The organism is Streptococcus sp. HMSC10A01, assembly GCF_001807785.1.
GTDB classification, from domain to species: domain Bacteria; phylum Bacillota; class Bacilli; order Lactobacillales; family Streptococcaceae; genus Streptococcus; species Streptococcus gordonii.
The window spans coordinates 161,695-185,867 of record NZ_KV790962.1; the positions used below are offsets into that span (position 1 = coordinate 161,695).

At 40.2% G+C, this 24,173-nt stretch carries 28 protein-coding genes and 2 pseudogenes; 27 read left to right on the top strand and 3 right to left on the bottom strand.

Features of this window, described 5'->3' with window-relative positions; all coding sequences use genetic code 11:
- Positions 1-131: 131 nt before the first annotated feature.
- The 10 genes from HMPREF3108_RS01480 to HMPREF3108_RS01525 all read left to right on the top strand — a co-directional run bounded on the left by HMPREF3108_RS01480 (position 132) and on the right by HMPREF3108_RS01525 (position 9,776).
- Positions 132-2,528 carry a glycogen/starch/alpha-glucan phosphorylase gene (locus tag HMPREF3108_RS01480; protein ID WP_070492997.1) on the top strand — a complete coding sequence of 799 codons (2,397 nt, stop codon included), beginning with the start codon at positions 132-134 and terminating at the stop codon, positions 2,526-2,528.
- A gap of 152 nt (positions 2,529-2,680) precedes the next feature.
- Positions 2,681-3,181 (top strand): phosphatase PAP2 family protein, encoded by a 501-nt coding sequence (locus tag HMPREF3108_RS01485; RefSeq protein ID WP_048777481.1) that lies wholly within the window; start codon positions 2,681-2,683, stop codon positions 3,179-3,181.
- Positions 3,182-3,486: 305 nt separating this feature from the next.
- Complete coding sequence (locus HMPREF3108_RS01490) at positions 3,487-3,687, top strand: F0F1 ATP synthase subunit C (RefSeq protein ID WP_045503865.1); 201 nt, start codon at positions 3,487-3,489, stop codon at positions 3,685-3,687.
- Between the two features lie 35 nt (positions 3,688-3,722).
- A complete protein-coding gene (gene atpB / locus HMPREF3108_RS01495; protein WP_045503863.1) occupies positions 3,723-4,439 on the top strand; it encodes a F0F1 ATP synthase subunit A in 717 nt (238 codons plus the stop codon).
- 18 nt (positions 4,440-4,457) lie between these two features.
- Complete coding sequence (gene atpF / locus HMPREF3108_RS01500; protein WP_045503861.1) at positions 4,458-4,952, top strand: F0F1 ATP synthase subunit B; 495 nt, start codon at positions 4,458-4,460, stop codon at positions 4,950-4,952.
- The gene (locus HMPREF3108_RS01505) at positions 4,952-5,488 is read left to right on the top strand and encodes a F0F1 ATP synthase subunit delta (protein WP_008809480.1); all 537 of its coding nucleotides are present in this window, start codon (positions 4,952-4,954) and stop codon (positions 5,486-5,488) included. Before atpF ends, HMPREF3108_RS01505 begins: the two co-directional genes overlap by 1 nt.
- Positions 5,489-5,502: 14 nt before the next feature.
- Positions 5,503-7,008, top strand: coding sequence for a F0F1 ATP synthase subunit alpha (atpA, locus tag HMPREF3108_RS01510; protein ID WP_008809479.1), 1,506 nt, complete (start codon positions 5,503-5,505; stop codon positions 7,006-7,008).
- A gap of 15 nt (positions 7,009-7,023) precedes the next feature.
- Positions 7,024-7,905, top strand: a complete 882-nt coding sequence (locus tag HMPREF3108_RS01515; protein WP_048777480.1) for a F0F1 ATP synthase subunit gamma — start codon at positions 7,024-7,026, stop codon at positions 7,903-7,905.
- 37 nt (positions 7,906-7,942) lie between these two features.
- Positions 7,943-9,349 carry a F0F1 ATP synthase subunit beta gene (gene atpD / locus HMPREF3108_RS01520; RefSeq protein ID WP_008809477.1) on the top strand — a complete coding sequence of 469 codons (1,407 nt, stop codon included), beginning with the start codon at positions 7,943-7,945 and terminating at the stop codon, positions 9,347-9,349.
- Between the two features lie 7 nt (positions 9,350-9,356).
- Entirely contained in the window at positions 9,357-9,776 is a 420-nt protein-coding gene (locus tag HMPREF3108_RS01525; protein WP_111705876.1) for a F0F1 ATP synthase subunit epsilon, read from the top strand.
- A gap of 42 nt (positions 9,777-9,818) precedes the next feature.
- On the opposite strand, the gene HMPREF3108_RS01530 is transcribed toward HMPREF3108_RS01525, so the two are convergent.
- Entirely contained in the window at positions 9,819-10,682 is an 864-nt protein-coding gene (locus HMPREF3108_RS01530) for a YitT family protein (protein ID WP_008809475.1), read from the bottom strand.
- 253 nt (positions 10,683-10,935) lie between these two features.
- Here HMPREF3108_RS01530 and tmk point away from each other — a divergent pair, with 253 nt between their 5' ends.
- From tmk to nth, 9 genes are all read left to right on the top strand, one after another.
- The gene (tmk, locus tag HMPREF3108_RS01535; RefSeq protein WP_048777479.1) at positions 10,936-11,574 is read left to right on the top strand and encodes a dTMP kinase; all 639 of its coding nucleotides are present in this window, start codon (positions 10,936-10,938) and stop codon (positions 11,572-11,574) included.
- Complete coding sequence (locus HMPREF3108_RS01540) at positions 11,571-12,470, top strand: DNA polymerase III subunit delta' (protein ID WP_048777478.1); 900 nt, start codon at positions 11,571-11,573, stop codon at positions 12,468-12,470. Before tmk ends, HMPREF3108_RS01540 begins: the two co-directional genes overlap by 4 nt.
- Positions 12,471-12,484: 14 nt before the next feature.
- Positions 12,485-12,808: a DNA replication initiation control protein YabA gene (gene yabA / locus HMPREF3108_RS01545; protein WP_008809472.1), complete on the top strand. Its 324-nt coding sequence runs from the start codon at positions 12,485-12,487 to the stop codon at positions 12,806-12,808.
- 2 nt (positions 12,809-12,810) lie between these two features.
- Positions 12,811-13,665, top strand: coding sequence for a 16S rRNA (cytidine(1402)-2'-O)-methyltransferase (rsmI, locus tag HMPREF3108_RS01550; protein WP_048777477.1), 855 nt, complete (start codon positions 12,811-12,813; stop codon positions 13,663-13,665).
- Between the two features lie 47 nt (positions 13,666-13,712).
- Complete coding sequence (locus HMPREF3108_RS01555; RefSeq protein ID WP_048777476.1) at positions 13,713-14,216, top strand: methylated-DNA--[protein]-cysteine S-methyltransferase; 504 nt, start codon at positions 13,713-13,715, stop codon at positions 14,214-14,216.
- 3 nt (positions 14,217-14,219) lie between these two features.
- A complete protein-coding gene (locus HMPREF3108_RS01560; RefSeq protein ID WP_048777475.1) occupies positions 14,220-14,573 on the top strand; it encodes an arsenate reductase family protein in 354 nt (117 codons plus the stop codon).
- Between the two features lie 492 nt (positions 14,574-15,065).
- Positions 15,066-15,521, top strand: a complete 456-nt coding sequence (locus HMPREF3108_RS01565; protein WP_048777474.1) for a hypothetical protein — start codon at positions 15,066-15,068, stop codon at positions 15,519-15,521.
- 318 nt (positions 15,522-15,839) lie between these two features.
- Positions 15,840-16,334 (top strand): hypothetical protein, encoded by a 495-nt coding sequence (locus tag HMPREF3108_RS01570; protein WP_048777473.1) that lies wholly within the window; start codon positions 15,840-15,842, stop codon positions 16,332-16,334.
- Positions 16,335-16,565: 231 nt separating this feature from the next.
- Positions 16,566-17,195 carry an endonuclease III gene (gene nth / locus HMPREF3108_RS01575; protein ID WP_048777472.1) on the top strand — a complete coding sequence of 210 codons (630 nt, stop codon included), beginning with the start codon at positions 16,566-16,568 and terminating at the stop codon, positions 17,193-17,195.
- Between the two features lie 27 nt (positions 17,196-17,222).
- Here nth and HMPREF3108_RS01580 read toward each other — a convergent pair whose 3' ends face one another.
- Both HMPREF3108_RS01580 and HMPREF3108_RS01585 read right to left on the bottom strand, forming a co-directional pair.
- On the bottom strand, positions 17,223-17,609 hold the full coding sequence (locus HMPREF3108_RS01580) for a bleomycin resistance protein (RefSeq protein WP_048777471.1): 387 nt from the start codon (positions 17,607-17,609) through the stop codon (positions 17,223-17,225).
- Positions 17,610-17,620: 11 nt separating this feature from the next.
- Positions 17,621-18,448: an exodeoxyribonuclease III gene (locus tag HMPREF3108_RS01585; protein ID WP_048777470.1), complete on the bottom strand. Its 828-nt coding sequence runs from the start codon at positions 18,446-18,448 to the stop codon at positions 17,621-17,623.
- A gap of 79 nt (positions 18,449-18,527) precedes the next feature.
- Here HMPREF3108_RS01585 and HMPREF3108_RS10780 point away from each other — a divergent pair, with 79 nt between their 5' ends.
- The 8 genes and pseudogenes from HMPREF3108_RS10780 to HMPREF3108_RS01610 form a co-directional block, all read left to right on the top strand.
- On the top strand, positions 18,528-18,680 hold the full coding sequence (locus tag HMPREF3108_RS10780; protein ID WP_158001899.1) for a hypothetical protein: 153 nt from the start codon (positions 18,528-18,530) through the stop codon (positions 18,678-18,680).
- Positions 18,681-18,711: 31 nt separating this feature from the next.
- Positions 18,712-18,854, top strand: a pseudogene (locus tag HMPREF3108_RS11045) (DUF421 domain-containing protein); the annotation flags it as partial.
- A gap of 127 nt (positions 18,855-18,981) precedes the next feature.
- Positions 18,982-20,982: a methionine--tRNA ligase gene (metG, locus tag HMPREF3108_RS01590; RefSeq protein ID WP_048777469.1), complete on the top strand. Its 2,001-nt coding sequence runs from the start codon at positions 18,982-18,984 to the stop codon at positions 20,980-20,982.
- A 154-nt stretch (positions 20,983-21,136) separates the two neighbouring features.
- Positions 21,137-21,271, top strand: a complete 135-nt coding sequence (locus tag HMPREF3108_RS10870; protein ID WP_256262208.1) for a hypothetical protein — start codon at positions 21,137-21,139, stop codon at positions 21,269-21,271.
- Between the two features lie 4 nt (positions 21,272-21,275).
- Complete coding sequence (locus HMPREF3108_RS01595) at positions 21,276-21,932, top strand: DUF4230 domain-containing protein (protein ID WP_048777468.1); 657 nt, start codon at positions 21,276-21,278, stop codon at positions 21,930-21,932.
- 209 nt (positions 21,933-22,141) lie between these two features.
- Positions 22,142-22,999 carry a DUF6287 domain-containing protein gene (locus tag HMPREF3108_RS01600; protein ID WP_048777467.1) on the top strand — a complete coding sequence of 286 codons (858 nt, stop codon included), beginning with the start codon at positions 22,142-22,144 and terminating at the stop codon, positions 22,997-22,999.
- Between the two features lie 146 nt (positions 23,000-23,145).
- Positions 23,146-23,901 (top strand): DeoR/GlpR family DNA-binding transcription regulator, encoded by a 756-nt coding sequence (locus HMPREF3108_RS01605; protein WP_048777466.1) that lies wholly within the window; start codon positions 23,146-23,148, stop codon positions 23,899-23,901.
- Between the two features lie 200 nt (positions 23,902-24,101).
- Positions 24,102-24,173, top strand: a pseudogene (locus tag HMPREF3108_RS01610) (galactose-6-phosphate isomerase); the annotation flags it as partial.

Here is a 24,173-nt window from a genome sequence, read left to right on the forward strand (position 1 = left end):
ATTATCATGCTGTTTTGGAGCTCTGTTTTTAGCCTGTAGCTGAAGCGAGTGTTTCCCATCTTGATTGAAAAAAGTATTTCTATATTAAAAAACTGTTTCCCGCTATCAAGAAAGGGAGATAATCGTCCACTATGGAACTGACAAAAGAGCAATTTATCCGAGATTTTAAGGATATTTTACATGAAAGACAACTAATAAAAGTAGCTGATGCAACGCCGAGAGAACTCTTCCAAGCTCTGGCTAATACTGTTCGTAAGTATATTACTCCACTATGGTTGGAACGCCGTAAAAAGTTGGTCGAACACCGCCAAAAAACAGCTTATTACTTCTCTATTGAGTTTTTACCGGGTCGTATGTTAGAAACTAACCTACTCAATCTTGGGATCCTTGATACTGTCAAAGATGGTTTTGCAGAAATGGGAGTAGATTTTACAGCTGTAAAAAATGCTGAGCATGACATGGCTTTAGGAAATGGTGGTCTCGGTCGTTTGGCTGCTGCCTTTATGGATTCTCTTGCTACAACGGGCTATCCTGGTTTTGGAAATGGGATTCGCTATCGCTATGGTCTCTTCAAACAACGGATCGTAGATGGATACCAGGTTGAAATTCCCGATGACTGGTTTGGAAGACTGGGGAATGTCTGGGAGACTCGAAAGGATCATGATATTGTAGACGTTAAAATTTTCGGTAATGTTTATCTCCGTGCTAACGAAGAAGGAAGAATTGTACCGGTTTATGAGAATTCTAAAACCTTGCGTGCGGTGCCTTATGATGTACCTCAGATTGGTTTTGGCAATGATAATGTCAATAACCTGCGACTTTGGGATGTTGAGATTCCAGAAGAATATGAGCTAGACTATCCGACAATCGAAGCTCGTCGCCGTGTGCAGGATATAACAGCTATTCTTTATCCAGATGATTCTAGTCATGAAGGTAAAGAACTACGTTTGATTCAGGAATACTTTATGACCAGTGCAGGTTTGCAGACAATTATCAAATCCTACCTCAAGCAAGGTCGTCCGCTCAAGGATATTCATGAGAAGGTTTCTGTCCATATCAACGATACCCATCCAGCTGTTTCACCAGCTGAATTTATGCGTCTTTTGATGGATGAATATGGTCTTGAATGGGCTGATGCTTGGAATGCAACGGTTAAGACCATGAGTTATACTAACCACACTATTTTATCTGAAGCTTTGGAAAAATGGGATGCTGAACTCTTTAAGAATGTCCTGCCTCGGGTCTATCAAATTATCTTGGAAATCGATAACCGTTATGTGACAGAAATGGCTAGTCGCGGTATTGCTCCGCAAATCATTGAAAATACTCGGATTGTCAAAGACAATCAAATCCACATGGCTCATTTGGCGATCATTGGCGGTCATTCGATTAACGGGGTTGCCAAACTCCATACTGAATTGCTCAAAGAAGATACCTTGCGTGACTTTTATGCTATCTATCCAGAGAAATTTAATAACAAAACCAACGGGATTATCCAACGCCGCTGGTTGCAAATTGCGGATGAGCCTTTATCAGCTGAGATTGATAAACTAATTGGTAAGGGCTGGAGAAGTGATATCCATGAGCTGCGTAAGCTTTTGGAATTCAAGGACAATCAGCAAGTGCTGGGTGATTTCTACCGAGTGAAGCAAGAAGCCAAGGCTCGTCTGGCTGACTTCATCAAGGAATCAACAGGTGTGGAAGTCTCTACAGAAGCTATCTTTGATGTCCAGGTGAAACGGCTCCACGCCTACAAGCGTCAGCTCCTTAACTTGCTTCATATCATCAAGCTCTACTGGGACCTCAAGGACAATCCTGACAAGGATATGGTGCCACGTGTCTTTATTTTCGGTGCCAAGGCTGCTCCGGGCTACCACTTTGCCAAGTCTGTTATCAAACTGATCAATGAAGTGGCCAATCTGGTCAACAAGGATGAAAGCCTTCAAGGCAAACTCAAGGTTGTTTTCCTGGAAAACTACCGGGTCAGCCTGGCTGAGCTCATCATTCCGGCTGCGGATGTATCAGAGCAGATTTCTCTGGCTTCCAAGGAAGCTTCTGGTACTTCCAATATGAAGTTCATGATGACAGGTGCCATCACCCTAGCTACTCTGGACGGGGCCAATATCGAAATCAAGGACGAGGTTGGCGACGACAACATTGTCATCTTTGGGATGGACAAGGACGAGGTTTACGAGCACTATGCCCGCCACGATTATTACTCACGCGGTGTCTATGAAAGCAATTCAGACATTCGTCGAGTGGTCGACACCTTTGTCAATGGCACTATTCCAAATGTTCGTGAAGAAGGCTCTGAAATCTACGAAGCCTTCATCACCCACAATGACGAATACTTCCTCTTGGAAGACTTCCATGCCTACGTGGAAGCTCAAGAGAAGATTGATGCTCTCTATCGTGACAAAGAAAAATGGGCTCGCATGAGCTTGATCAACATCGCTACATCTGACAAGTTTACCTCAGATGATACCATTGAGCAATATGCTAAGGAAATCTGGAACTTAGAGAAGTAGTACTCTTTGGCAATCATGAATATTAAAAGATTGAGACCTTGTACTTAGTCTCTTTTGGTATTCAACTGGGATCTCATTTTAAACTACCAAAATTAAAACCGAAATTAGAAAGAACATATGAGCTTAACTTATTTGAAAAACGGTGGTAGGATTTGAAAGACTACACAATTTTCTATCAACAATTAACGGCTCCCTTTCGTAGTCGTCCTCAGTGGGTGAAGGGATTTGCTTGTTTTAATCGGGCGATGACACTTTTCATGCCCTTAGTCTATGGACTAGTCCTGCTTAGTACCTATCTAAATAAAGGGTGGAAAGGATTGCTTGCTTTTATACTCCTACCAGCTATTGGATTTGCTCTGTTGTCGGCTATTCGTAAACGGCTGAATCAAGCACGTCCTTACGAAAAATGGGCTATTCAACCTTTGCTGGCCAAGGATACATCAGGCAAGTCCATGCCCAGCCGCCATGTTTTTTCGGCGACAGTGATATCCATGTGCTTGCTCTACTTTTTCTGGCTACCGGGGCTCCTCTGCCTCTTGCTTTCAGCAGGCTTAGCTACGGTGCGCGTGATTGGCGGGGTACACTATCCAAAGGATGTTCTAGTCGGCTATCTTTGTGGAATTTTCTGGGGAAGTATTCTTTTCTTATTATAAAATGCCTAAGGGACTTTCGATTTTTCTACCGCTAATTTAACTAAAAATACTTAGTAGCAGTCGTCAATTTATTATTATTGATTTAAAAAAGAAGAACATTTTTAGCACTTTTGTCCTATTTGATAGTTATTTTTTAGAAAAAACAAGAAAGAAATGGCGAAAAAAAGCTTGTTTTATTTACCATATTTAATGAAGAAAAGGCTAATAAATTAAAATCGCTTACAATGTGTAAAAACATTTGACAAAACAGTTTTTTAGGACTAAACTAAGGAAGTAATTTTAAAAACACAAAAGGAGAATTCATCATGAATTTAACATATTTAGGACTTTGTTTGGCCTGCTTTGGCGTATCGCTTGCTGAAGGTATGATTATGAGTAATCTATTTAAGGCGGCGTCTCGTCAGCCAGAAATTATCGGTCAATTGAGAAGTCTCCTAATCTTGGGAGTAGCCTTTGTTGAAGGTACTTTCTTTGTAACGTTGGCTATGTCCTTTGTTATCAAATAAGAAAGTATTCTCTTTAGAAAAGGGGGTGTCATCTGTTGGAAGAAAGTATTAATCCAACTATCAATGTGGGTCCTGTGACCTTTGATTTGACCCTGCTGGCCATGACTCTGCTAACGGTGTTTGTAACTTTTGGACTTGTTTATTGGGCAAGTCGAAAAATGACGATTAAACCGTCAAGAAAGCAGAATGCTCTGGAATACATCTATGATTTCGTTATAGATTTTACCAAGGGAAATGTTGGTGAGCATTATATGAAGAATTATTCGCTCTTTCTATTTTCCCTCTTTCTTTTCGTAACGGTGGCTAATAACTTGGGATTAATGGCCAAGGTTCAGACAACCAATGGTTTCAATCTCTGGACATCGCCGACCGCCAATCTCGCTTTTGACTTGGGCTTCTCTCTTTTAGTGACGGTATTCTGTCACGTTGAGGGAATCCGTCGTCAAGGAATAAAAGGATATCTAAAAGGTTTTGTGACTCCAGGTATCATGACACCCATGAATATCTTGGAAGAATTTACTAATTTTGCTTCGCTAGCCTTGCGGATTTATGGAAACATTTTTGCAGGTGAAGTATTGGCTGGTTTGCTCTTGACTTGGGCACATCAAGCAGCGTATTGGTATCCAATTGCCTTTATTATGAACATGGTTTGGACTGGTTTTTCAATCTTCATTTCCTGTATCCAAGCCTATGTTTTTACCATGCTAACATCTATGTATCTTGGTAAGAAAATTAATGGTGAGGAAGAATAAAAAGAAAGGATAGATAAAATGAATATAACCGTAGGTGAAATTATTGGCAACTTTATCCTGATTGCCGGCTCCTTTCTTCTTTTAGTATTTCTCATTAAGAAGTTTGCTTGGGGCAATATTATTGGGATTTTAGACCAGCGTGCTCAAAAGATTTCAGACGATATTGATGGAGCAGAATCTGCTCGCAAAAAGGCAGAAGATTTAGCGCAAAAGCGTGAAGAAGCCTTGGCAGGAAGCCGTGAAGAAGCTGCTACTATTGTTGAAACAGCTAAAGAAACAGCTGAGAAAAACAAAGCGAGTATTTTAGCTGACACGACAGAAGAAGTTAGCCGATTGAAGCAAAAGGCAAATCAAGAAATTGCTCAATCAAAGGCAGAAGCTTTAAGATCAATCAAGGGTGATGTGGCAGATTTGTCAATTGATTTGGCTAGTAAGATTATTGGTCAAACCTTAGACAAGGAAGCTCAAAGTCAATTGATTGACAGTTATATCGACAAGCTAGGAGATGCCTAATGGACAAGAGAAGCGATGCGATCATTGAAAAGTATGCTGCTCCATTTGTCCAAATAGTGCTTGAAAAAAATCAGCAAAGAGATGTATTTAGAGAACTAAGTCAGATTAAGGGGATTTTTGAAGAAACCCATCTTGCTGACTTTTTATCGCATATTGGCGTCAGTCAAGCTGAAAAAAGTAAGGTTCTTCGTTTGTTTCAAACATGTGATTCGGTCTTGGTTAACAACCTGATCGAAGTCCTAATTACAAACGGACGGGAAGACTTCTTTTATCCAATCCTACTCGATATCTTGAAGAAAATCGAGAAGGAAACCAATGAATTTGAGGTAACCATTCACTCAGTAGAGGGATTATCAGAAGAGCAGAAAGCTCGGCTTATTCCTGTGATTGAGAAGAAGATGAACCTCAAGGTTCGTTCCATTAAGGAAAATTTGGATAGGAGCTTGATTGGAGGCTTTGCCATTACAGCCAATCATAAGATAATTGACACAAGCATTAAGCGTCAGTTGAAAGCAGTTAAAGAAAAATTGAAATAGAAAGTGGTGTTCTTTTGGCAATTAACGCACAAGAAATCAGCGCTTTAATTAAGCAACAAATTGAAAATTTCCAGCCGGATTTTGATGTCACTGAGACAGGTGTAGTAACCTATGTTGGTGACGGAATTGCGCGTGCGCATGGGCTGGATAATGCCATGAGTGGAGAGCTCTTAGTCTTTGAAAACGGCTCTTACGGAATGGCGCAAAACTTAGAATCAAACGATGTTGGGATTATTATTTTAGGAGATTTTACCGACATTCGCGAGGGGGATACCATCCGCCGTACAGGTAAAATCATGGAAGTTCCTGTAGGGGAAGCCTTGATTGGACGGGTTGTGGATCCTTTGGGTCGGCCGGTAGATGGTCTGGGTGATATTGCAACAGATAAAACAAGACCAGTTGAAACGCCTGCTCCAGGTGTTATGCAACGGAAATCAGTTTCTGAACCTTTACAGACTGGTCTCAAGGCGATCGATGCCTTGGTTCCGATTGGTCGTGGTCAACGGGAATTGATCATTGGGGACCGTCAGACTGGTAAGACAACCATTGCTATCGATGCGATTCTAAACCAAAAAGGCCAAGATATGATCTGTATCTATGTGGCTATTGGTCAAAAAGAATCAACAGTTCGTACACAGGTAGAAACTCTTCGTCAGTATGGTGCACTTGACTATACAATTGTTGTGACAGCTTCAGCTTCACAACCTTCTCCTTTGCTTTACCTTGCTCCTTATGCTGGTGTAGCAATGGCGGAAGAGTTTATGTACAATGGCAAGCATGTTTTGATTGTCTATGATGATTTGTCAAAACAAGCGGTAGCCTATCGTGAATTGTCCCTCCTTCTTCGTCGTCCACCAGGCCGTGAAGCCTTCCCAGGGGATGTCTTCTATCTTCACAGTCGTCTCTTAGAGCGTTCAGCTAAGGTTTCTGATGAATTAGGTGGAGGTTCTATCACAGCTCTGCCATTTATTGAAACTCAGGCGGGGGATATCTCAGCCTATATCGCTACCAACGTGATTTCAATCACTGACGGACAAATTTTCCTCAGCGACAGCCTTTTCAATGCTGGTGTTCGTCCAGCGATTGATGCAGGTTCTTCTGTATCACGGGTTGGGGGATCAGCTCAGATCAAGGCTATGAAGAAAGTAGCCGGAACCTTGCGGATTGACTTGGCTTCCTATCGCGAGCTAGAAGCCTTTACCAAATTTGGTAGCGACTTGGATGCTGCGACTCAGGCAAAACTAAACCGTGGTCGTCGAACAGTAGAAGTATTGAAACAGCCAGTTCATAAGCCGCTTCCTGTGGAAAAGCAAGTAGTCATTCTCTATGCTTTGACTCATGGCTTCTTGGACAGTGTTCCGGTTGATGACATTCTTCGCTTTGAGGAAGAATTATTTGCCTACTTTGATGCACATCAAGAAGGTATTTATGAAACAATCCGAACGACTAAGGATCTTCCGAGTGAGGAAGTTCTGGATGCCGCTATTACTGAGTTTGTCAATCAGTCTAGCTTTAAATAAGAATAGAGGTGTCAGATGGCAGTTTCATTGAACGATATCAAAAATAAAATTGCATCCACAAAAAACACCAGTCAAATCACTAATGCCATGCAGATGGTATCAGCGGCTAAGTTAGGAAAATCCGAGGAAGCAGCTAAGAACTTTCAAATTTATGCTTCCAAGGTTCGGAAACTCTTAACGGATTTGCTTCATGGACATGAGGCAGAAAATGCTAAATACCATCCTATGCTGACAAGCAGACCAGTCAAAAAAACAGGTTACATTGTTATCACTTCTGACCGTGGCTTGGTTGGTGGCTACAATGCCACAATTCTTAAAGCCATGATGGAGCTGAAGGCAGAATACCATCCAAAGGGAGATGATTTTGAGATTCTCTGTATTGGGGGTGTTGGTGCGGACTTTTGTCGAGCTAGAGGGGTTCAGCCGGTTTATGAACTACGTGGCTTAGCTGATCAACCAAGCTTTGATGAGGTTCGTAAGATTATTAACAAGGCCATCGAGATGTATCAAAATGAACTCTTTGATGAGCTCTATGTCTGTTACAATCATCATGTCAATAGTCTGACTAGTCAGATGCGGATTGAGCAAATGCTACCGATTATTGACTTGGATCCAAATGAAGCTGACAAAGATTATACCGTTAATTTGGAATTAGAATCTAGTCGGGAAGCGATTTTGGACCAATTGTTGCCTCAGTTTGCTGAGAGCATGATTTATGGAGCTATTATTGATGCTAAGACAGCTGAAAATGCTGCCGGCATGACGGCCATGCAGACAGCGACTGATAATGCTAAAAAAGTCATCAGTGATTTGACGATTCAGTACAACCGCGCTCGGCAGGCTGCCATTACGCAGGAAATTACTGAAATTGTGGCGGGTGCTAGTGCCCTAGAATAGGCCACTGATTAATTAGAAATTAAACGAGGGAAATAACATGAGCTCAGGCAAAATTACTCAGGTAATCGGGCCAGTCGTAGACGTTGCGTTTGCAGCTGGAGATAAGCTACCTGAGATAAATAATGCACTTGTAGTCTATAAAAATGATGAGAAAAAATCAAAAATCGTCCTTGAAGTAGCTCTTGAGCTTGGTGATGGAGTGGTTCGGACTATCGCCATGGAGTCAACTGATGGTTTGACACGTGGTCTGGAGGTTCTTGACACAGGTCGTCCGATTTCTGTACCGGTTGGTAAAGAAACCTTGGGTCGGGTCTTCAATGTTCTTGGAGACACTATTGACTTGGATGCACCGTTTGGGGATGATGCAGAGCGTCAACCAATTCATAAGAAAGCACCGACCTTTGATGAGTTATCAACTTCATCTGAAATCCTGGAAACAGGAATCAAGGTTATCGACCTTCTAGCACCTTATCTGAAAGGTGGGAAGGTTGGACTCTTCGGTGGTGCCGGAGTTGGTAAAACCGTCTTGATCCAAGAATTGATTCACAACATTGCCCAAGAGCACGGTGGGATTTCTGTTTTTACAGGTGTTGGAGAACGGACACGTGAAGGGAACGACCTTTACTGGGAAATGAAAGAATCAGGCGTTATTGAGAAAACAGCCATGGTTTTTGGTCAGATGAATGAACCACCAGGAGCACGTATGCGTGTTGCCCTAACTGGTTTGACAATTGCTGAATACTTCCGTGATGTAGAAGGCCAAGACGTGCTTCTCTTTATCGATAACATCTTCCGCTTTACTCAAGCTGGTTCTGAAGTATCTGCCCTTTTGGGTCGTATGCCTTCAGCGGTTGGTTACCAACCAACACTTGCGACAGAAATGGGGCAACTCCAAGAGCGTATCACATCAACTAAAAAGGGGTCTGTAACCTCTATCCAGGCTATCTATGTGCCAGCGGATGACTATACTGACCCTGCACCAGCAACAGCCTTTGCCCACTTGGATTCAACGACAAACTTGGAACGTAAGTTGGTACAATTGGGGATTTACCCAGCTGTTGATCCACTCGCTTCAAGCTCTCGTGCCTTGGCACCTGAGATTGTCGGAGAAGAGCACTACGCGGTAGCTGCTGAAGTTAAGCGAGTTTTACAACGCTATCATGAATTGCAAGATATCATTGCTATCCTAGGTATGGACGAATTGTCTGATGAAGAAAAGACTTTGGTTGCACGTGCACGTCGGATCCAATTCTTCTTATCACAAAACTTTAATGTGGCTGAGCAGTTTACAGGTCAACCTGGTTCTTATGTACCAGTAGCTGAAACGGTTCGAGGTTTCAAAGAAATTCTTGAAGGAAAACATGACAAGTTACCAGAAGATGCCTTCCGTGGAGTGGGTTCTATCGAGGATGTTCTGGCTAAAGCAGAAAAAATGGGATTCTAAGAGGTGAATGATGGCTCAAATGACAGTACAAATCGTTACTCCGGACGGTCTCGTTTATGACCACCATGCTGCATTTGTTTCCGTAAAGACCATTGATGGAGAGTTGGGAATCTTACCTCGTCACATCAATACCATCGCTGTTTTAGAAGTAGATCAGGTCAAGGTACGCCGAGTCGATGATGATAAACATATCGACTGGATAGCAGTCAACGGCGGAATCATTGAAATTGCAGATAATGTCATTACGATTGTGGCGGACTCAGCTGAGCGTGAGCGAGATATTGACATCAGCCGGGCTGAGCGAGCCAAACTCAGGGCTGAGCAAGAAATCGAAGAAGCACATGATAAGCATTTGATTGACCAAGAACGCCGAGCTAAGATTGCTCTGCAACGGGCGATTAACCGGATTAACGTTGGAAGCAAATAAAAAGGAATCCAAATTTTGGATTCCTTTTTGTGTGGATATTATTTAACGAGCGATTGGTTGTTTGTTTTCGTCTAAGGTGAAACCTTCTCCCAAAATTTCGTGAGCCTCTGTAATTGTGATAAAGGCGTGAGGGTCAATTCGATGAATAATTTCCTTCATCTGCTGCATTTCATTTCGAGCTAGGACGCAGTAGATGACTTTGTAGTCTTGCTTTGTGTAGTAACCAGTTCCATTTAGCAAGGTCACACCTCGATCCAGTTCCTCAACAACAGCCTGTGCTAATTCTTCAGATTTTCCAGTAACGACTAAGAAACCTTTACCGGCATAACCACCTTCAGCGATAAGGTCAATAACTCGGGAAGCAATAAAGACAAATACCAGTGTATAAGTTACAAGACGCAAGTCTTTAAAGACAATCACGACTAAGAAAAGAACAAAGAAGTCAACGGCAAACATGAGTTTTCCGATAGAAATATGGGTGTATTTATTTAAAATACGAGCAATAATATCGGAACCTCCGGTTGTTCCACCGGCGTTGAAAATGATTCCTAGTCCGGCTCCGAGGATGATACCAGCTATCAAAGACACAATGACCAAGTCTCCGTCTAAATCTACTACAAAAGGAATTTTTTCAAAAATGGCCAGCCAAGCTGATACAGAGAATGTTCCAATTAGGCTGTAGTAGAAAGATTGTTTCCCCAGAATCTTCCAAGCAAAGAAGAAGAGAGGGAAGTTGATCACTAGGTTCATAACGGAAACCGGAAGTTTAAATAAATAGTAGGTAATGAGGGTAACCCCAGTGACTCCACCTTCAAATAAATGATTGGGAATAGCTAAATAATTGATCCCAAAAGAAAAAAGGCCTGCACCAAATATAATCCAAAGTATGTTTTTTAATCTCAGCATAAGAATCTCCTCCAAAAAATTTCCTTTTTATATTGTATCAAATGTTTCTAACTTATGTAATGAATTTAATGATTTTTTTTGATAAAATAGTAAAAGAATTGTAAAAAAATAGAACGAGTATTGCTTTCTGGCAGTAAGGAATCTGTAAGTTTCCCACGTTTGCATAAAAACTATAGGGAAGATAAATGAACTGTCAGGCAGATAAGAGCATTATAGGAGTATTCCTTGCTCTATAAGCATAGAAAAGGAACATATGAAAAGAGGATTGTTGGTTTCGCTAGAAGGTCCGGATGGAGCTGGAAAATCTAGCGTTTTAGAAGCTCTGGTACCGATTTTAGAAGCCAAAGGGCATCAAGTAGTGACGACTAGAGAGCCTGGTGGTGTGCCAATTTCAGAGGCTATTCGAGAAGTGATATTGGACCAGAATAATACAGAGATGGATGGAAAGACAGAACTTTTACTTTATATTGCCAGTCGTAGACAGCATTTGATAGAAAAAGTGCTTCCTGCCTTAGAAGCTGGTAAATTAGTTATCATGGATCGTTTCATTGATAGTTCTGTTGCCTATCAAGGTTTTGGTCGTGGTTTAGATGTGGCAGATATTGAATGGCTCAATCAATTTGCAACGGATGGTCTTAAGCCAGATCTAACCTTGTATTTTGATATAGATGTCGAAGAAGGTCTTGCTCGCATCGCTAAAAATAAGAATCGTGAAGTCAACCGTCTTGACTTAGAGGGACTGGAAATGCATCAACGAGTCCGTCAGGGTTACCTCTATAGCTTGGAAAAAGATCCAGAACGTCTAGTTAAAATTGATGCCAGCCAGGCTTTAGAAGCAGTTGTGAAAGATAGCCTAGCTGTCCTAAACCAGCACTTAAACAGTAAATCATGAAAATGAATGAACTAAAGGAACTTCAACCTAAAATTGTTGATCGTTTTGAACGAATTCTAGAGCAAGATAAGCTTAACCATGCTTATCTTTTTACAGGAAATTTTGCCAGCTTTGATTTGGCCCAGAAATTAGCCCAGAGCCGTTTCTGTCAGGATAAGATGGGTGTTTGGCCATGTGGTGAATGCCGGTCTTGTCGTCTGATTGCTGAGGAAGATTTTTCAGATGTTACAGTGGTTCGCCCACAAAATCAAATCATCAAAACAGAACGTATACGAGAGCTACTCAAGAATTTTTCGCAGAGCGGAGTAGAAGGTAATGAGCAGGTATTTATCATTTGTGAGGCAGAAAAAATGCACCTGAATGCGGCAAATTCTCTCTTAAAAATGATAGAAGAACCTCAAAGTGAGGTATATATTTTCCTTCTGACTAGTGATGAAAATTTGATCTTACCTACCATTAAAAGTCGGACCCAGGTCTTTCATTTTCATAAAAATGAAGCTTACTTAGTAGCGAAATTGGAAGAGTCTGGCTTGCTTAAGGACCAGGCGCAGCTTCTTGCCGCTTATAGCCAGACTTTGGAGGAAGCTCAAAACTTGCAGACTAGCAAATCCTTCTTTGATGTAACACAAGTCTGTCAGCGCTTTGTTGATCTTTGTCTTGCTAAGAATGATTTGGCCTTTTTACAGGTTGCTAGATTAAGCAGTTTGGCTGATGATAAAGAAAAACAAGACCAGATTTTTAGAATTCTAGAGATTTTATTTTCTCAACATATAGAGAAAGAAAGTGGTCGGACTTCTTTAGATAGATTGTTTCAATCTCGAAAAATGTGGCGGGCAAATGTGAGTTTCCAAAATGCTTTGGAATATATGATCATACAGCCAGCAAAGCGTAGCTAAGGAGAAAAATAGATATGGATAAAAGAGAAATATTTGACGCTTTAGATGATTTTTCACAAAATCTAATGCTAACTCTGGCTGAAGTAGAAGCAATTAAAAAAAATCTAAAGAGTGTTATTGAAGAAAATACAGTTCTGCGCTTGGAGAATGACAAGCTAAGAGAACGACTCGGAGAAGTGGAAAAAACAGGACCAAGTAAAGGTGGCGGTCAAGGACGCGAGAATCTTGAACGGATTTATTTGGATGGTTTTCATATATGCACAGACTTCTATGGTCAAAGACGAGATAATGACGAAGAAGAATGCGCCTTTTGTAATGAATTATTGTTCAGGGAGTAGCCATGCAAATTCAGAGAAGTTTTAAAGATACGTCATCCTATGGTAAGCTCTATCTGGTGGCGACACCGATTGGTAATCTGCAGGATACTAGCACTCGTATGTTAGAAACTCTTGAGAAAGTGGATTATATTGCGGCAGAGGATACACGTAATACCGGTCGCTTGTTGGATTATTTCGATATCTCGACCAAGCTAATTAGTTTTCATGATCATAATTCCAGATCCAGGATCCCAGAAATCATTGCTCTTTTAAAAGAAGGTCATGATCTTGCCCAGGTATCAGATGCGGGTCTTCCCTGTATTTCGGATCCAGGACACGACTTGGTAAAAGCTGCCATTGCAGAAAATATCATCGTTGTATCTGTGCCAGGTCCTTCAGCCGGAATTTCTGCACTGATTGCTAGTGGTTTAGCTCCTCAACCCCACATTTTCTTTGGTTTTCTTCCTAGAAAAAAAGGCCAGCAAAAAGATTTTTTTGAAAGCAAGAAGGCTTATCCAGAGACGCAGATATTTTATGAATCCCCCCATCGGGTCAAGTCGACTTTGGAAAATATGCTGGAAGTCTATGGAGATAGACAGGTGGTTTTAGTTCGCGAGTTGACGAAGATTTATGAAGAATACCAGCGGGGACTGATATCTGAATTACTAGAAGCTATTGGTTATGAGCCACTCAAGGGCGAATGCTTGCTAATTGTAGATGGTGCTACTGAGGAGAAAACTGAGAAGTCAGAAGAGGAATTATTGGCTGAAATTGATTTTCTCATTGAAACCGGCAGTCAAAAAAGCAAGGCTATCAAAGAAGTTGCGAAAAAATATGGTTTGAATAAGAGTGACTTGTACTCAACCTATCACCAGTAATCTTACAAGTGACTGAGTGCTAAAAGACAAGAAAGGGACTAGAAAAGTTGACTTATTATAAAATGATCTATCATTCTCCTTTGGGTCCTCTTTCTTTGGTTGCGGATGAAAGCGGACTGAGAGGTGCTTGGTTTGTTGGCCAGAAATATTTTGAGCGTGGTCTAAGTGGACAAGTAATTGAAGCAAGCAATCCCTTTCTCGAGCAGACTGCTCAGCTCCTTGATGCCTACTTTGCTAGTCAGGATGTAGATTTCTCAAGTTTGACTTTAGCAGATGCAGGGACTGATTTTCAAAAGCGCGTTTGGAGCTATTTGAGTCAGATTCCTAAAGGGAAGACAGTGACTTATGGGCAAATTGCCAGAGACCTTGGTGTTTCGTCTGCTCAAGCAGTCGGAGGAGCTGTTGGTCGGAATCCATTTTCCGTTATCATTCCCTGCCATCGCGTTTTGGGAAGTCAAGGACAAATGACAGGATATGCTGGTGGTTTAGATAAAAAGCTCTGGCTTTTAAACCATGAAGCAACAGAGATTGATAGAAAAAAATTGAGGTGAACTATGTTACAATTTATCGAATATCCCAAATGCTCTACCTGCCGTAAGGCCAAGGCTGAGCTCAATCAATTAGGAGTGGACTTTGAGGCGGTAGATATTGTCCAAAATACACCTAGTCGAGATCAACTCTTAGATTGGATCCAGAACTCAGACTTTGAGATCAAGGCTTTTTTCAATACCAGTGGTCTCAAATACCGTGAGCTGGGTCTCAAAGAAAAGGTGCCACATTTGACAGCCCAGGAAGCCGCTGATTTGCTGGCGACTGATGGTATGCTGATTAAGCGACCACTCCTGGTTCGAGATAACCGAATCTTGCAGATTGGCTACCGAAAGGCGTATGAAGAGTTGGGGTTGTGATAAGATAAGGCTTGATAAAAAGGCTATTATATTCATCTGTAGTCAAATAGAACGACAAAATGAAATAGAGAACATCCAATTGTGTTAGATAATAAAAAAACAGACTGAAATCAAGAAATAGGAAAGATTTAGTCACAAGTAAAGAGGCGAATGGATTGGAAGCCTCTTTTTTTCTAACATAGAATTTTTTACCAGTTTGTTGAAGTTGTGGATAAGGCTTCTAAACAATTTCATTTGATATTTTGTAAGATGATCTTCCACCTTGCCGGGAAAGTGATGTCGAAAAACATATGTAGGTAGGTAAGTAAGCCCAAGAATTTTTGGGTCTATATTATTAAAGATGAGGAAGAATTATAATGCTTCTATTTTTTAAAATATGATATAGATCTTTTAGAGAAGGTTAGTGAAAAAATATTATATTTATGTGAATTAGTTGTTGATTTAGATACAAATCAAATTGTACACCTTGATTTCATTAATAGGTAGGAAAATATGTTTAAAATAATAAAAAAAGAATATAATCAGCAAGAGAAGTTAATATATAAAACGGATACAAAGGAATTAATAGCTACTCCAACAATAGCTAGCGATATTACTTTTAGTTTTATATATTTATTTTTAGGTTTTAATTCAGAAAATATGGAATCCACTCAATTTTGGGGGTATCATAACGACTTTTCTTGGATAAAAAGAAGTTTGGTGCCTCCTAAATTTGATAAAGGTGTTATTGTTGTTACAGATAATGATATTAATGGGGGAGATAGTTTTCTCATTGACTATGCTTACAATTGGGAAACGTATTATGATGAGCAATCAGGTTGGCTTAAAATCGGTTCTGAAATTTCAAGGGAAGATCTTAACCATGTTGAATTTTTCAGAAATACTATTGCTGGTATTGATGGGCATGGCAATATCCAAGAATTTTGGCTCAAACCTAAATTTAAATGATGTGAAACTAATATAGTGTTTCCTAGAATATAGGTTTCTTTGTGACGAATATTTGATTCTCTATTTCGAACTGGTTGACAGGTTTGTTTTGGTTACAGACTGGTATCTATACTTTTATTTTCAAAGATTACGATTTCTTTTTGATTGATGATAAAGAAGAATTGCAAACTTTTAAATGGTGAAGAACTTCTTATCGAAGGAAATAGGTATAAGGAGTATCAAGTGGGATGGAAATAATTATTATAGGTGAGGATTGTTCCATTTGGTATATTCAAGATCACTACCAATCTTTCATAAAAATAAAACAAGAGGTATATAGTGTCAAAAAAATTTAATGAAAGAACGTTTAGAAAGATAGAACAAACTTATAGAGTTTATTTACCTGACGAATTTAAAAAAGTTTTTGGAAATATGGAGGAACTTCCTAAAAACTGGTATGATTGGAGTGACTTTTCATCTCAGAATGTTAAAATGCTGAGTAATTACATACAAATAATCAAAGAAAATATAGCAGAAGAAATAGAAGATGTTGATTGGAGTGATAATTGGGGAGAAGCTCCTAGCGATTTAGTACTTATGAAAAGAGAAATACGAAGTCGTTTAATAAATTCTCCAACATTATTTCCTATTTCTGGTCATAGGTATATAGCGTCATGTAATACTCCGATTTCGCCAGTATTTTCAATTGTTGGTTCCGATATAATTTATTATTCTAAAAGTTTAACAGATTATTTCTATGGAATTACAGTAAGTAGAGAGACAAATTTATCTGATTTACCCAAAATTCCTTTTTGGTCTGATATTGCGCAGTGATAAAATAGAGATAAGAATAAATTCCAGTCTCTTCAATAGGAAATCAGCATTGAAAAGAGAAATATTTAGGAAAGAATATACAAGATGTCATGATTTTTCTTTTAGGGAATGTACTTCAAGTAGATTGTATGATCGAATTTGAGTTAGAAAGCGTGGCTGAAGAAGCTCCTAATGACATTAAAAAGCTTTTCATGATATAATGAATCTATCTCAATCTTAGAAAGAAGAATCATGGTTTTATCAAAAAAACGGGCTCGTCATGTCATTGAAGAGATTATTGCTCTCTTCCCTGACGCCAAGCCTAGTCTGGATTTTCGCAATCACTTTGAGCTCTTGGTAGCGGTCATGCTGTCGGCTCAGACGACAGATACTGCGGTCAATAAGGCGACGCCAGCTCTGTTTGAAGCCTATCCGAGTCCACAGGATATGGCTAAGGCTGGTGAAGCAGACATTGCTAAATACATCTCCCGCCTAGGCCTCTACCGCAACAAGGCCAAGTTTTTGAAGAAATGCGCCCAGCAGCTTTTGGACGACTTTGATGGCCAAGTACCACAAACGCGGGCGGAATTGGAAAGTCTAGCTGGTGTTGGTCGCAAGACGGCCAATGTGGTCATGAGTGTGGGCTTTGGTATTCCAGCCTTTGCTGTTGATACCCATGTGGAGCGCATCTGCAAGCACCATGATATCGTAAAAAAATCGGCAACGCCACTTGAGGTAGAAAAGCGAGTTATGGATGTCCTTCCACCGGAACGTTGGCTGCCAGCCCATCAGGCAATGATTTACTTTGGACGTGCCATCTGCCATCCTAAAAATCCCGAGTGCGAACACTATCCGCAACTTTATAACTTTAAAGACATTTAAAAAGCGAGGTCTAATGACTTCGCTTTCTTATTCACTAAATCTTAAAAAATAACCATCTGGATCCAAAATCGCAAATTCATGAGGATAGATAAAGTTATCTCCCACTCGAAATTCTCTTTTTGTCAGCGGACGATGGATGGGATAGTCAGCTTCCAGCAATTTTTGGTGGAGCTGTGGGACATCTTCAATGCCAAAGGAAATATTGACACCACGTCCGTAAGGATAGGCCAGTTGGGCTAATTCTTCTTCGCTACCTTCTTCTAGCATAAGTTGGCAGTCTTCAAGCGAGAGGAAGAGAAATTTCTCCTCTGGACGTTCGTATTCGACAGAGAATCCCAGCAAGTCGCAGTAGAAGTGGCGCGACTTTTCGATGTCAGATACCATAAATTCGGGAATGACAGCTTGATAGTCCATTTGTTTTCTCCTTAGAGTTCAATCTCCATGACAATGGGTGTGTGGTCTTGGCGCGCACCGGAGTCAATCATATCAGACTTGGTTACCTTGTCAGCTACACGGTTACTGGTCAGCCAGTAGTCGATTCTCCAGCCTGTATTGTTGATTTTAGAAGTCTTGCTGCGTTGCGCCCACCAAGTGTATTGGTCAGGGATATCGCCGTGCAAGTGGCGGAAGGTATCGGTGAAGCCTTTAGCCAGCAGGTTGGTGAAGCCAGCGCGCTCTTCGTCAGTAAAGCCTGGTGAACGGCGGTTGCTGGCTGGATTGGCCAAGTCGATTTCCTTGTGGGCCACATTGTAGTCGCCAGTAGCGAGGACTGGTTTTTGTCCATCTAGTGTTGCCAGGTATTCAGCATATTTGGCATCCCAGACTTGACGCTCATCCAAGCGTTTGAGTCCATCGCCAGCATTGGGCGTATAAACTTGAGTGACAAAGAAACCGTCAAATTCCAGCGTAATGATGCGGCCTTCGACATCCATGGTTGACGGAGCGCCGATTTCTGGGAAGGTTACGGTTGGCGTCAGTTCTTTTTTGTAGAGGAACATGGTTCCTGCATAGCCCTTGCGAGCCGGCTCTTGGGAGGAACGCCAAGTGTTTTCGTAGCCTGGGAAAAGATTTGCCAAAATCTCCAAGTGCTTTTTAGTCGGACCTGTCGCAGACAGTTTTGTTTCCTGAATGGCGATGATATCTGCATCTTCTGCTTGCAAGGTCTGAAGAACAGCCTGAGAGAGCTGAGCGCGGGCAGAGTCACTAGTCAATGCAGCATTGAGAGAGTCAATGTTCCAAGAGATGAGTTTCATAAAATTTCCTTTTCTAGTAGAAGTTTGTTGAGTTTATTATAACAAAATTTAGGGCTGATTTATAGCAAAGTGATTGCAAGTGGCTTGGGAAGTTAGAAAGATTTTCTATGTTTATGTTTTGAGTCAGACCAGTCAGAAAAACGGGGTTTCGCTTGCATCTTCTAGCACTAACAAGTCAAGCGGTTCTGTCTGGAATGAAACAGCTAACTCATCGTCGAATAAAGAGGCGTAAAAAAACTAAATCCACCTTATCACCAAATAATCTTGTCCAAATTAATATTATCAAGTCTATTGGCAAAACAGAAGAGTGGCTGGTGGGAGACTGGCTAAAGACACCTATACTGATATTTCGAATATCTTCATCGTAGAAAATGAAAGTGGTAACTTGAATGTTGTGACCTATTAAACCTAGAATAATTTCTGGTTTTTTAATTATATTTACTTTGGGTGACTGTCTTTTCTCAAACCCTACAAAATATGGTATAATGAAGTGTTATCAAAAAAGGTTTCATTAGCCTTGAAAGGATTAAAAAATGACTGAAAAACAATCGTTTTATATTACAACGCCGATTTACTATCCATCTGGTAAACTTCATATCGGTTCTGCATACACAACCATCGCGTGTGATGTTCTAGCACGTTACAAACGTCTCATGGGCTACGATGTTTTCTATTTGACAGGTCTTGACGAGCATGGTCAAAAGATTCAGCAAAAAGCTGAAGAAGCTGGTATCAGTCCGCAAGCTTATGTTGATGGCATGGCAGTTGGGGTCAAGGAACTCTGGAAACTGCTGGATATTTCTTACGATAAATTTATCCGGACGACAGATGACTACCACGAAAAGGTTGTAGCCGATGTCTTTGAAAGACTTTTAGCACAAGATGATATCTACTTGGGTGAATATTCAGGCTGGTATTCTGTATCAGACGAGGAATTCTTCACAGAAAGCCAGCTGGCTGAAGTCTTCCGTGATGAAAATGGAAAGGTAACCGGCGGAATTGCGCCGTCTGGACATGAAGTGGAATGGGTATCAGAAGAGTCTTACTTCCTTCGCCTCAGCAAGTACCAAGACCGCTTGGTAGAATTTTTCAAATCTCATCCTGACTTCATCACTCCTGATGGTCGCCTAAATGAAATGCTGAGAAACTTTATTGAGCCAGGTTTGGAAGACCTAGCCGTATCTCGGACAACCTTCACCTGGGGAGTGCCAGTCCCATCCAATCCTAAACACGTTGTCTATGTTTGGTTTGATGCCCTTCTAAACTATGTGACAGCCCTTGGCTACGGTCAAGACGAACACGCTAACTTTGACAAGTTCTGGAACGGAACTGTCTTCCACATGGTCGGAAAAGACATTCTTCGTTTCCACTCAATTTACTGGCCAATCCTTCTTATGATGCTGGATATCAAATTGCCAGAACGTTTGATTGGTCATGGTTGGTTTGTCATGAAAGACGGCAAGATGTCTAAGTCTAAAGGGAACGTTGTCTATCCTGAAATGTTGATAGAGCGGTTTGGACTAGATCCCCTTCGTTACTACCTCATGCGTAGCCTTCCAGTTGGTTCAGACGGAACCTTTACTCCTGAAGATTATGTGGGTCGTATCAACTACGAGTTGGCCAATGACCTTGGAAACCTGCTCAACCGTACGGTTTCTATGATTAATAAGTACTTTGATGGGCAAGTGCCGACTTATGAAGAAAATGTGACAGACTTTGATGGAGCTCTAGCTCAGGTGGCAGCTGAATCTATCGCTGACTACTACAAACACATGGATGCAGTTGACTATCCTCGCGCCCTGGAAGCAGTCTGGACGCTTATCTCTCGTACTAATAAATACATTGATGAAACCGCTCCTTGGGTGCTAGCTAAGGATGAAGCCCTCCGCAATCAACTTGCAAGTGTTATGAGCCACTTGGCAGCCAGCCTTCGTGTTGTGGCACACATGATTGATCCTTTCATGATGGAAACGAGCAAGGCTGTCCTCAGTCAACTTGGCTTGCCTCAAGCTGCTTCTCTAGAAAATCTAGCAATTGACCAGCTTCCAGCAGGTCTGACAGTTGTAGAAAAAGGGACACCAATCTTCCCACGTCTGGATATGGAAGAAGAAATTGCCTATATCAAGGAACAAATGGAAGCTGGCAAACCTGCGGTTGAAAAGGAATGGAATCCAGAAGAAGTCGAGCTCAAACTTAATCGTGATGCTATCAAATTTGACGACTTTGATAAGGTTGAAATCCGAGTTGCTGAAGTCAAAGAGGTTTCTAAAGTTGAAGGATCTGATAAGTTGCTTCAATTCCGCTTGGATGCTGGTGATGGTGAAGACCGTCAAATCCTCTCAGGAATTGCGAAATACTATCCAAACGAGCAAGAATTGGTCGGTAAGAAAGTCCAAATCGTTGCCAACCTCAAGCCACGTAAGATGATGAAAAAATATATCAGCCAAGGGATGATTCTCTCAGCTGAACACGGTGACCAACTGACTCTCCTTACTGTGGACGAGAAAGTACCAAATGGAAGTTTGATTGGATAGAAAGATTGAAGTTTTTGAAAGAAGTGTCTTGATTTTATCTTAAATTTCCCCGCAGCTAAATATTGCTGGGGGATTTTTTTGTATATGAGAAAGCGCTTGACAAGTGGTGTATATACATATATAATATCTATTGAAAAGTTTTAGGAGTAAAGTTATGAAAATAGCAAAAACAGTAGCACTTATTTTTGTGGTGCTTTTAATTGTCGTTCTCTTTCCGCTGAATCCATATTTATCAGTTCTTCTGGCTCTGATTAGTTTTGGAACTTTATTTTTGATTGTAAGGAAGTAGGAGAATGAGAATTTTTAAGACCCTTTTAAAAAAAGTATTGGGTGCAAAAATTTATGTTTGGATTGTAGTAGTTATACTGACTACTTTATTTGTAGTAGCAAAAACTTCCAATCTCATTGGATATATTCAAGGAAAGAATGCTTCAGACGAACGTAAAGAGATATATATGCAGATTACTCGCCTAGAGAAAGTCAATGAAAGTGTCTTTTTAACTGCAGGTATTCAAAGAGTTGAACTGGTTGAAAAAGATAAGAAGATTCCCGGTACCAATATCAGTATTCCGCTCTCTATAAAAAGAGGTGTTATGATTCTTAATTACGATGCCAAGTTTGGGATAAAAGAAGGAATTAAGATTAGGAAAATTGCTGAGCATGAATATGAGCTAACCATCCCTAAATATAAAGTTCTAGGAATAGAGTTGTCGAAAAATTCTAAAGAGCAATATAAGATACTTGTTCCAAGTGGAGAATTGTTGAGTGGAGCAACTGAAAATATTGGTACTGGTGAGGATGTAGTTAAAGCTCTCAACAATAAGCAACAAGAAGAATATCTTAAACAGTATAAAAATCTTATCACAGAATCTGCGGAAAACTACTATACAAATATCGTGACTAGCATTGATCCAGAAGCAAAACTAACGTTTAAAAATACTAATAAATAGTAAAAACTAAGTTCTATCAACTGTTAAAAGCATCTTGCGTTAAATTGCAAGGTGCTTTTAGAATGTTTTAGTTTTCTTAGATATAATAAGTTCTCTATACTCTATACTAGAAGATGTTTCTTTAATTAGGTCGGTTTCATCCTAGCATTTTACCAAGATGAAGAATTAAGGTATACTAGGTGTAAGATTTTTTATTGGAGGTATGAGTAATGATAAAAAAATGGGACAGAAAAACAGTCTTAACCTTACTATATAGTTTTGTAGCACTAGCTTTAGCGGTGACAGTTTGTTTTCTTCTTGTGTCTAAGTTTAGTCATAAGGAGCAGCCAAAACAAGCGAGTTCTTCTACATCAGTTTCGACATCTAAGTCTGACAGCTCAGAGCAAAAAGTTAGCATTTTAGGTGAATATGTAGCGAATACGGGTGATAAAGCTAAAATTGACGGTGGCAATAAGGAATGGAAGATTAATTACCAAACTCCTGATGGTGCTGTTTCAGCAGAATTTACGACAGAATGGAAATCTGAAGGAGAAACTTTAATAGCGACTGATAAGATGAGAAAGTCAGATGGCAATAGCGACTTTACCATTACTGTCCGTATTTTCAAGTATAAGACCGCCAAGCAACCTCTCATAACGATTACCATGTCAGACGGCAATCCTGCCCATGAAATGGTTTTTGCCAATCAAAAAGATTTTTTTGAACCGAGTGATGAGAATGGTGAAGGAACATCTATTTCTGATAATGGTGATTTAAATATAGAATCAATTATGAAAGGTGATTATACGACTCTGGCAGGTGTTTGGAAAAATGGAGCAAGCCGAGAAATTGTAATTAGCTCTGATGGAAAAGTGAATGAAACTGAACTTATCTCACCTAATTCTCATTCTAGCAGTCAATTTCCTACCCTAAATGTTCGGTCTGGGAATACGGGATATCTAATTGCTCTATTAAAAATTGGATTTTCTAATCCTTATGGAGACCTTTCAGATTCAAGTAAAGCTAGATTGGCACTGGGGCAAAACATTGGAAATATTCCTGCTGATCATTATTATTATAGACAATAGAAGAGTAAAAGACGAGAAGGGAGTATAACTCTATTCTCGTTTTTTTAGTTAACAAAACAAAAAAATGTTTGAAATAAACAGAAATGTGTGGATAAAATGAGAGAAATGAGTTATAATGAACAAAACCAAGCTAGAGAGGATGGAGTATGGGTAAGAATCAAAGACAAGATGAAATTCTTAAATTTGTGGATCGAGCTGGAACTGTAACGGTTGCTGAGATCATGGAGACCATGAAGGTTTCTGATATGACAGTTCGCCGTGATTTGATAGAGTTGGAAAACCAAGGAAAGCTTACGCGAGTATTTGGTGGGGCGAAGAGTAATAAAGCTCAACAATATCGAGAGCTGCCGCATGAAGAAAAGCTTTTTAAAAATATTGAAGCCAAGCGAACTGTTGCCAAGAAAGCTGTCCAGCTTATTGAGGAGGGAGACACTATCTTTCTAGGTCCTGGAACATCGGTCGAGGTGCTAGCTGAGGAAATATCAAATCAACATCTGCGCGTGATTACGAATTGCTTGCCTATTTTTAACGATCTACTCAAGAAAAAATCAGATAGCTTTAAAGTTTTTCTGTTAGGTGGAGAAATGCGCGATGCTACTCAAGCTTTTGTCGGTGAAATGACCAATGCTCTTATGGATCGTATGTATTTTAGTAAGATGTTTTTCAGCGGAAATGGCATCAAAGATGGTCAAATTATGACATCTTCCTTTGAGGAAGCTTATACTCAGAAGCTAGCCTTAGAACGTTCGAAAGAAAGTTATCTTCTTATCGATTCATCTAAAGTTGGCAAGGAGGATTTCACGGCTATCTGCTCCTTATCGGAGATAACAGCTTTGATTACGGATCAGACTTCAGAAGCTGTTCAGGAGGAGTTGGAAGTTTATACAAAAGTAATTTCATAGTTTAGCCTAATTAAATAAACAGTTAGTCAAAAGCTCTTTAAAGGGCTTTTTTGTTTATTTAAATCAATAGATAGAGTTTCTTTGAAAAAAACAAACAAATAATGTTGACAAAAAACGATGAATTTAGTATATTATTAATATATTAAAAGAAAGCGTTTTACTATAATTCTTTCTGATATATTAAACAAAGGAGAATGATCATGGCAATTATTATTGGAGCAGATGCTGCTGGAAGCAAGCTGAAAGATGTGGTCAAGGATTTTCTCGTCGGA

Coding starts and splice junctions, on each gene's coding strand:
- HMPREF3108_RS01525 (WP_111705876.1), top strand. CDS start 9,357: ATGATGGCTCAAATGACAGTACAAATCGTTACTCCGGACGGTCTCGTT.
- nth (WP_048777472.1), top strand. CDS start 16,566: ATGGTTTTATCAAAAAAACGGGCTCGTCATGTCATTGAAGAGATTATT.
- HMPREF3108_RS01605 (WP_048777466.1), top strand. CDS start 23,146: ATGGGTAAGAATCAAAGACAAGATGAAATTCTTAAATTTGTGGATCGA.
- HMPREF3108_RS01480 (WP_070492997.1), top strand. CDS start 132: ATGGAACTGACAAAAGAGCAATTTATCCGAGATTTTAAGGATATTTTA.
- HMPREF3108_RS01530 (WP_008809475.1), bottom strand. CDS start 10,682: ATGCTGAGATTAAAAAACATACTTTGGATTATATTTGGTGCAGGCCTT.
- HMPREF3108_RS10870 (WP_256262208.1), top strand. CDS start 21,137: ATGAAAATAGCAAAAACAGTAGCACTTATTTTTGTGGTGCTTTTAATT.
- yabA (WP_008809472.1), top strand. CDS start 12,485: ATGGATAAAAGAGAAATATTTGACGCTTTAGATGATTTTTCACAAAAT.
- HMPREF3108_RS01585 (WP_048777470.1), bottom strand. CDS start 18,448: ATGAAACTCATCTCTTGGAACATTGACTCTCTCAATGCTGCATTGACT.
- HMPREF3108_RS01560 (WP_048777475.1), top strand. CDS start 14,220: ATGTTACAATTTATCGAATATCCCAAATGCTCTACCTGCCGTAAGGCC.
- metG (WP_048777469.1), top strand. CDS start 18,982: ATGACTGAAAAACAATCGTTTTATATTACAACGCCGATTTACTATCCA.
- HMPREF3108_RS01490 (WP_045503865.1), top strand. CDS start 3,487: ATGAATTTAACATATTTAGGACTTTGTTTGGCCTGCTTTGGCGTATCG.
- HMPREF3108_RS01580 (WP_048777471.1), bottom strand. CDS start 17,609: ATGGACTATCAAGCTGTCATTCCCGAATTTATGGTATCTGACATCGAA.
- HMPREF3108_RS01515 (WP_048777480.1), top strand. CDS start 7,024: ATGGCAGTTTCATTGAACGATATCAAAAATAAAATTGCATCCACAAAA.
- HMPREF3108_RS01565 (WP_048777474.1), top strand. CDS start 15,066: ATGTTTAAAATAATAAAAAAAGAATATAATCAGCAAGAGAAGTTAATA.
- atpF (WP_045503861.1), top strand. CDS start 4,458: ATGAATATAACCGTAGGTGAAATTATTGGCAACTTTATCCTGATTGCC.
- HMPREF3108_RS01595 (WP_048777468.1), top strand. CDS start 21,276: ATGAGAATTTTTAAGACCCTTTTAAAAAAAGTATTGGGTGCAAAAATT.
- HMPREF3108_RS01540 (WP_048777478.1), top strand. CDS start 11,571: ATGAAAATGAATGAACTAAAGGAACTTCAACCTAAAATTGTTGATCGT.
- rsmI (WP_048777477.1), top strand. CDS start 12,811: ATGCAAATTCAGAGAAGTTTTAAAGATACGTCATCCTATGGTAAGCTC.
- tmk (WP_048777479.1), top strand. CDS start 10,936: ATGAAAAGAGGATTGTTGGTTTCGCTAGAAGGTCCGGATGGAGCTGGA.
- HMPREF3108_RS01600 (WP_048777467.1), top strand. CDS start 22,142: ATGATAAAAAAATGGGACAGAAAAACAGTCTTAACCTTACTATATAGT.
- atpD (WP_008809477.1), top strand. CDS start 7,943: ATGAGCTCAGGCAAAATTACTCAGGTAATCGGGCCAGTCGTAGACGTT.
- HMPREF3108_RS01505 (WP_008809480.1), top strand. CDS start 4,952: ATGGACAAGAGAAGCGATGCGATCATTGAAAAGTATGCTGCTCCATTT.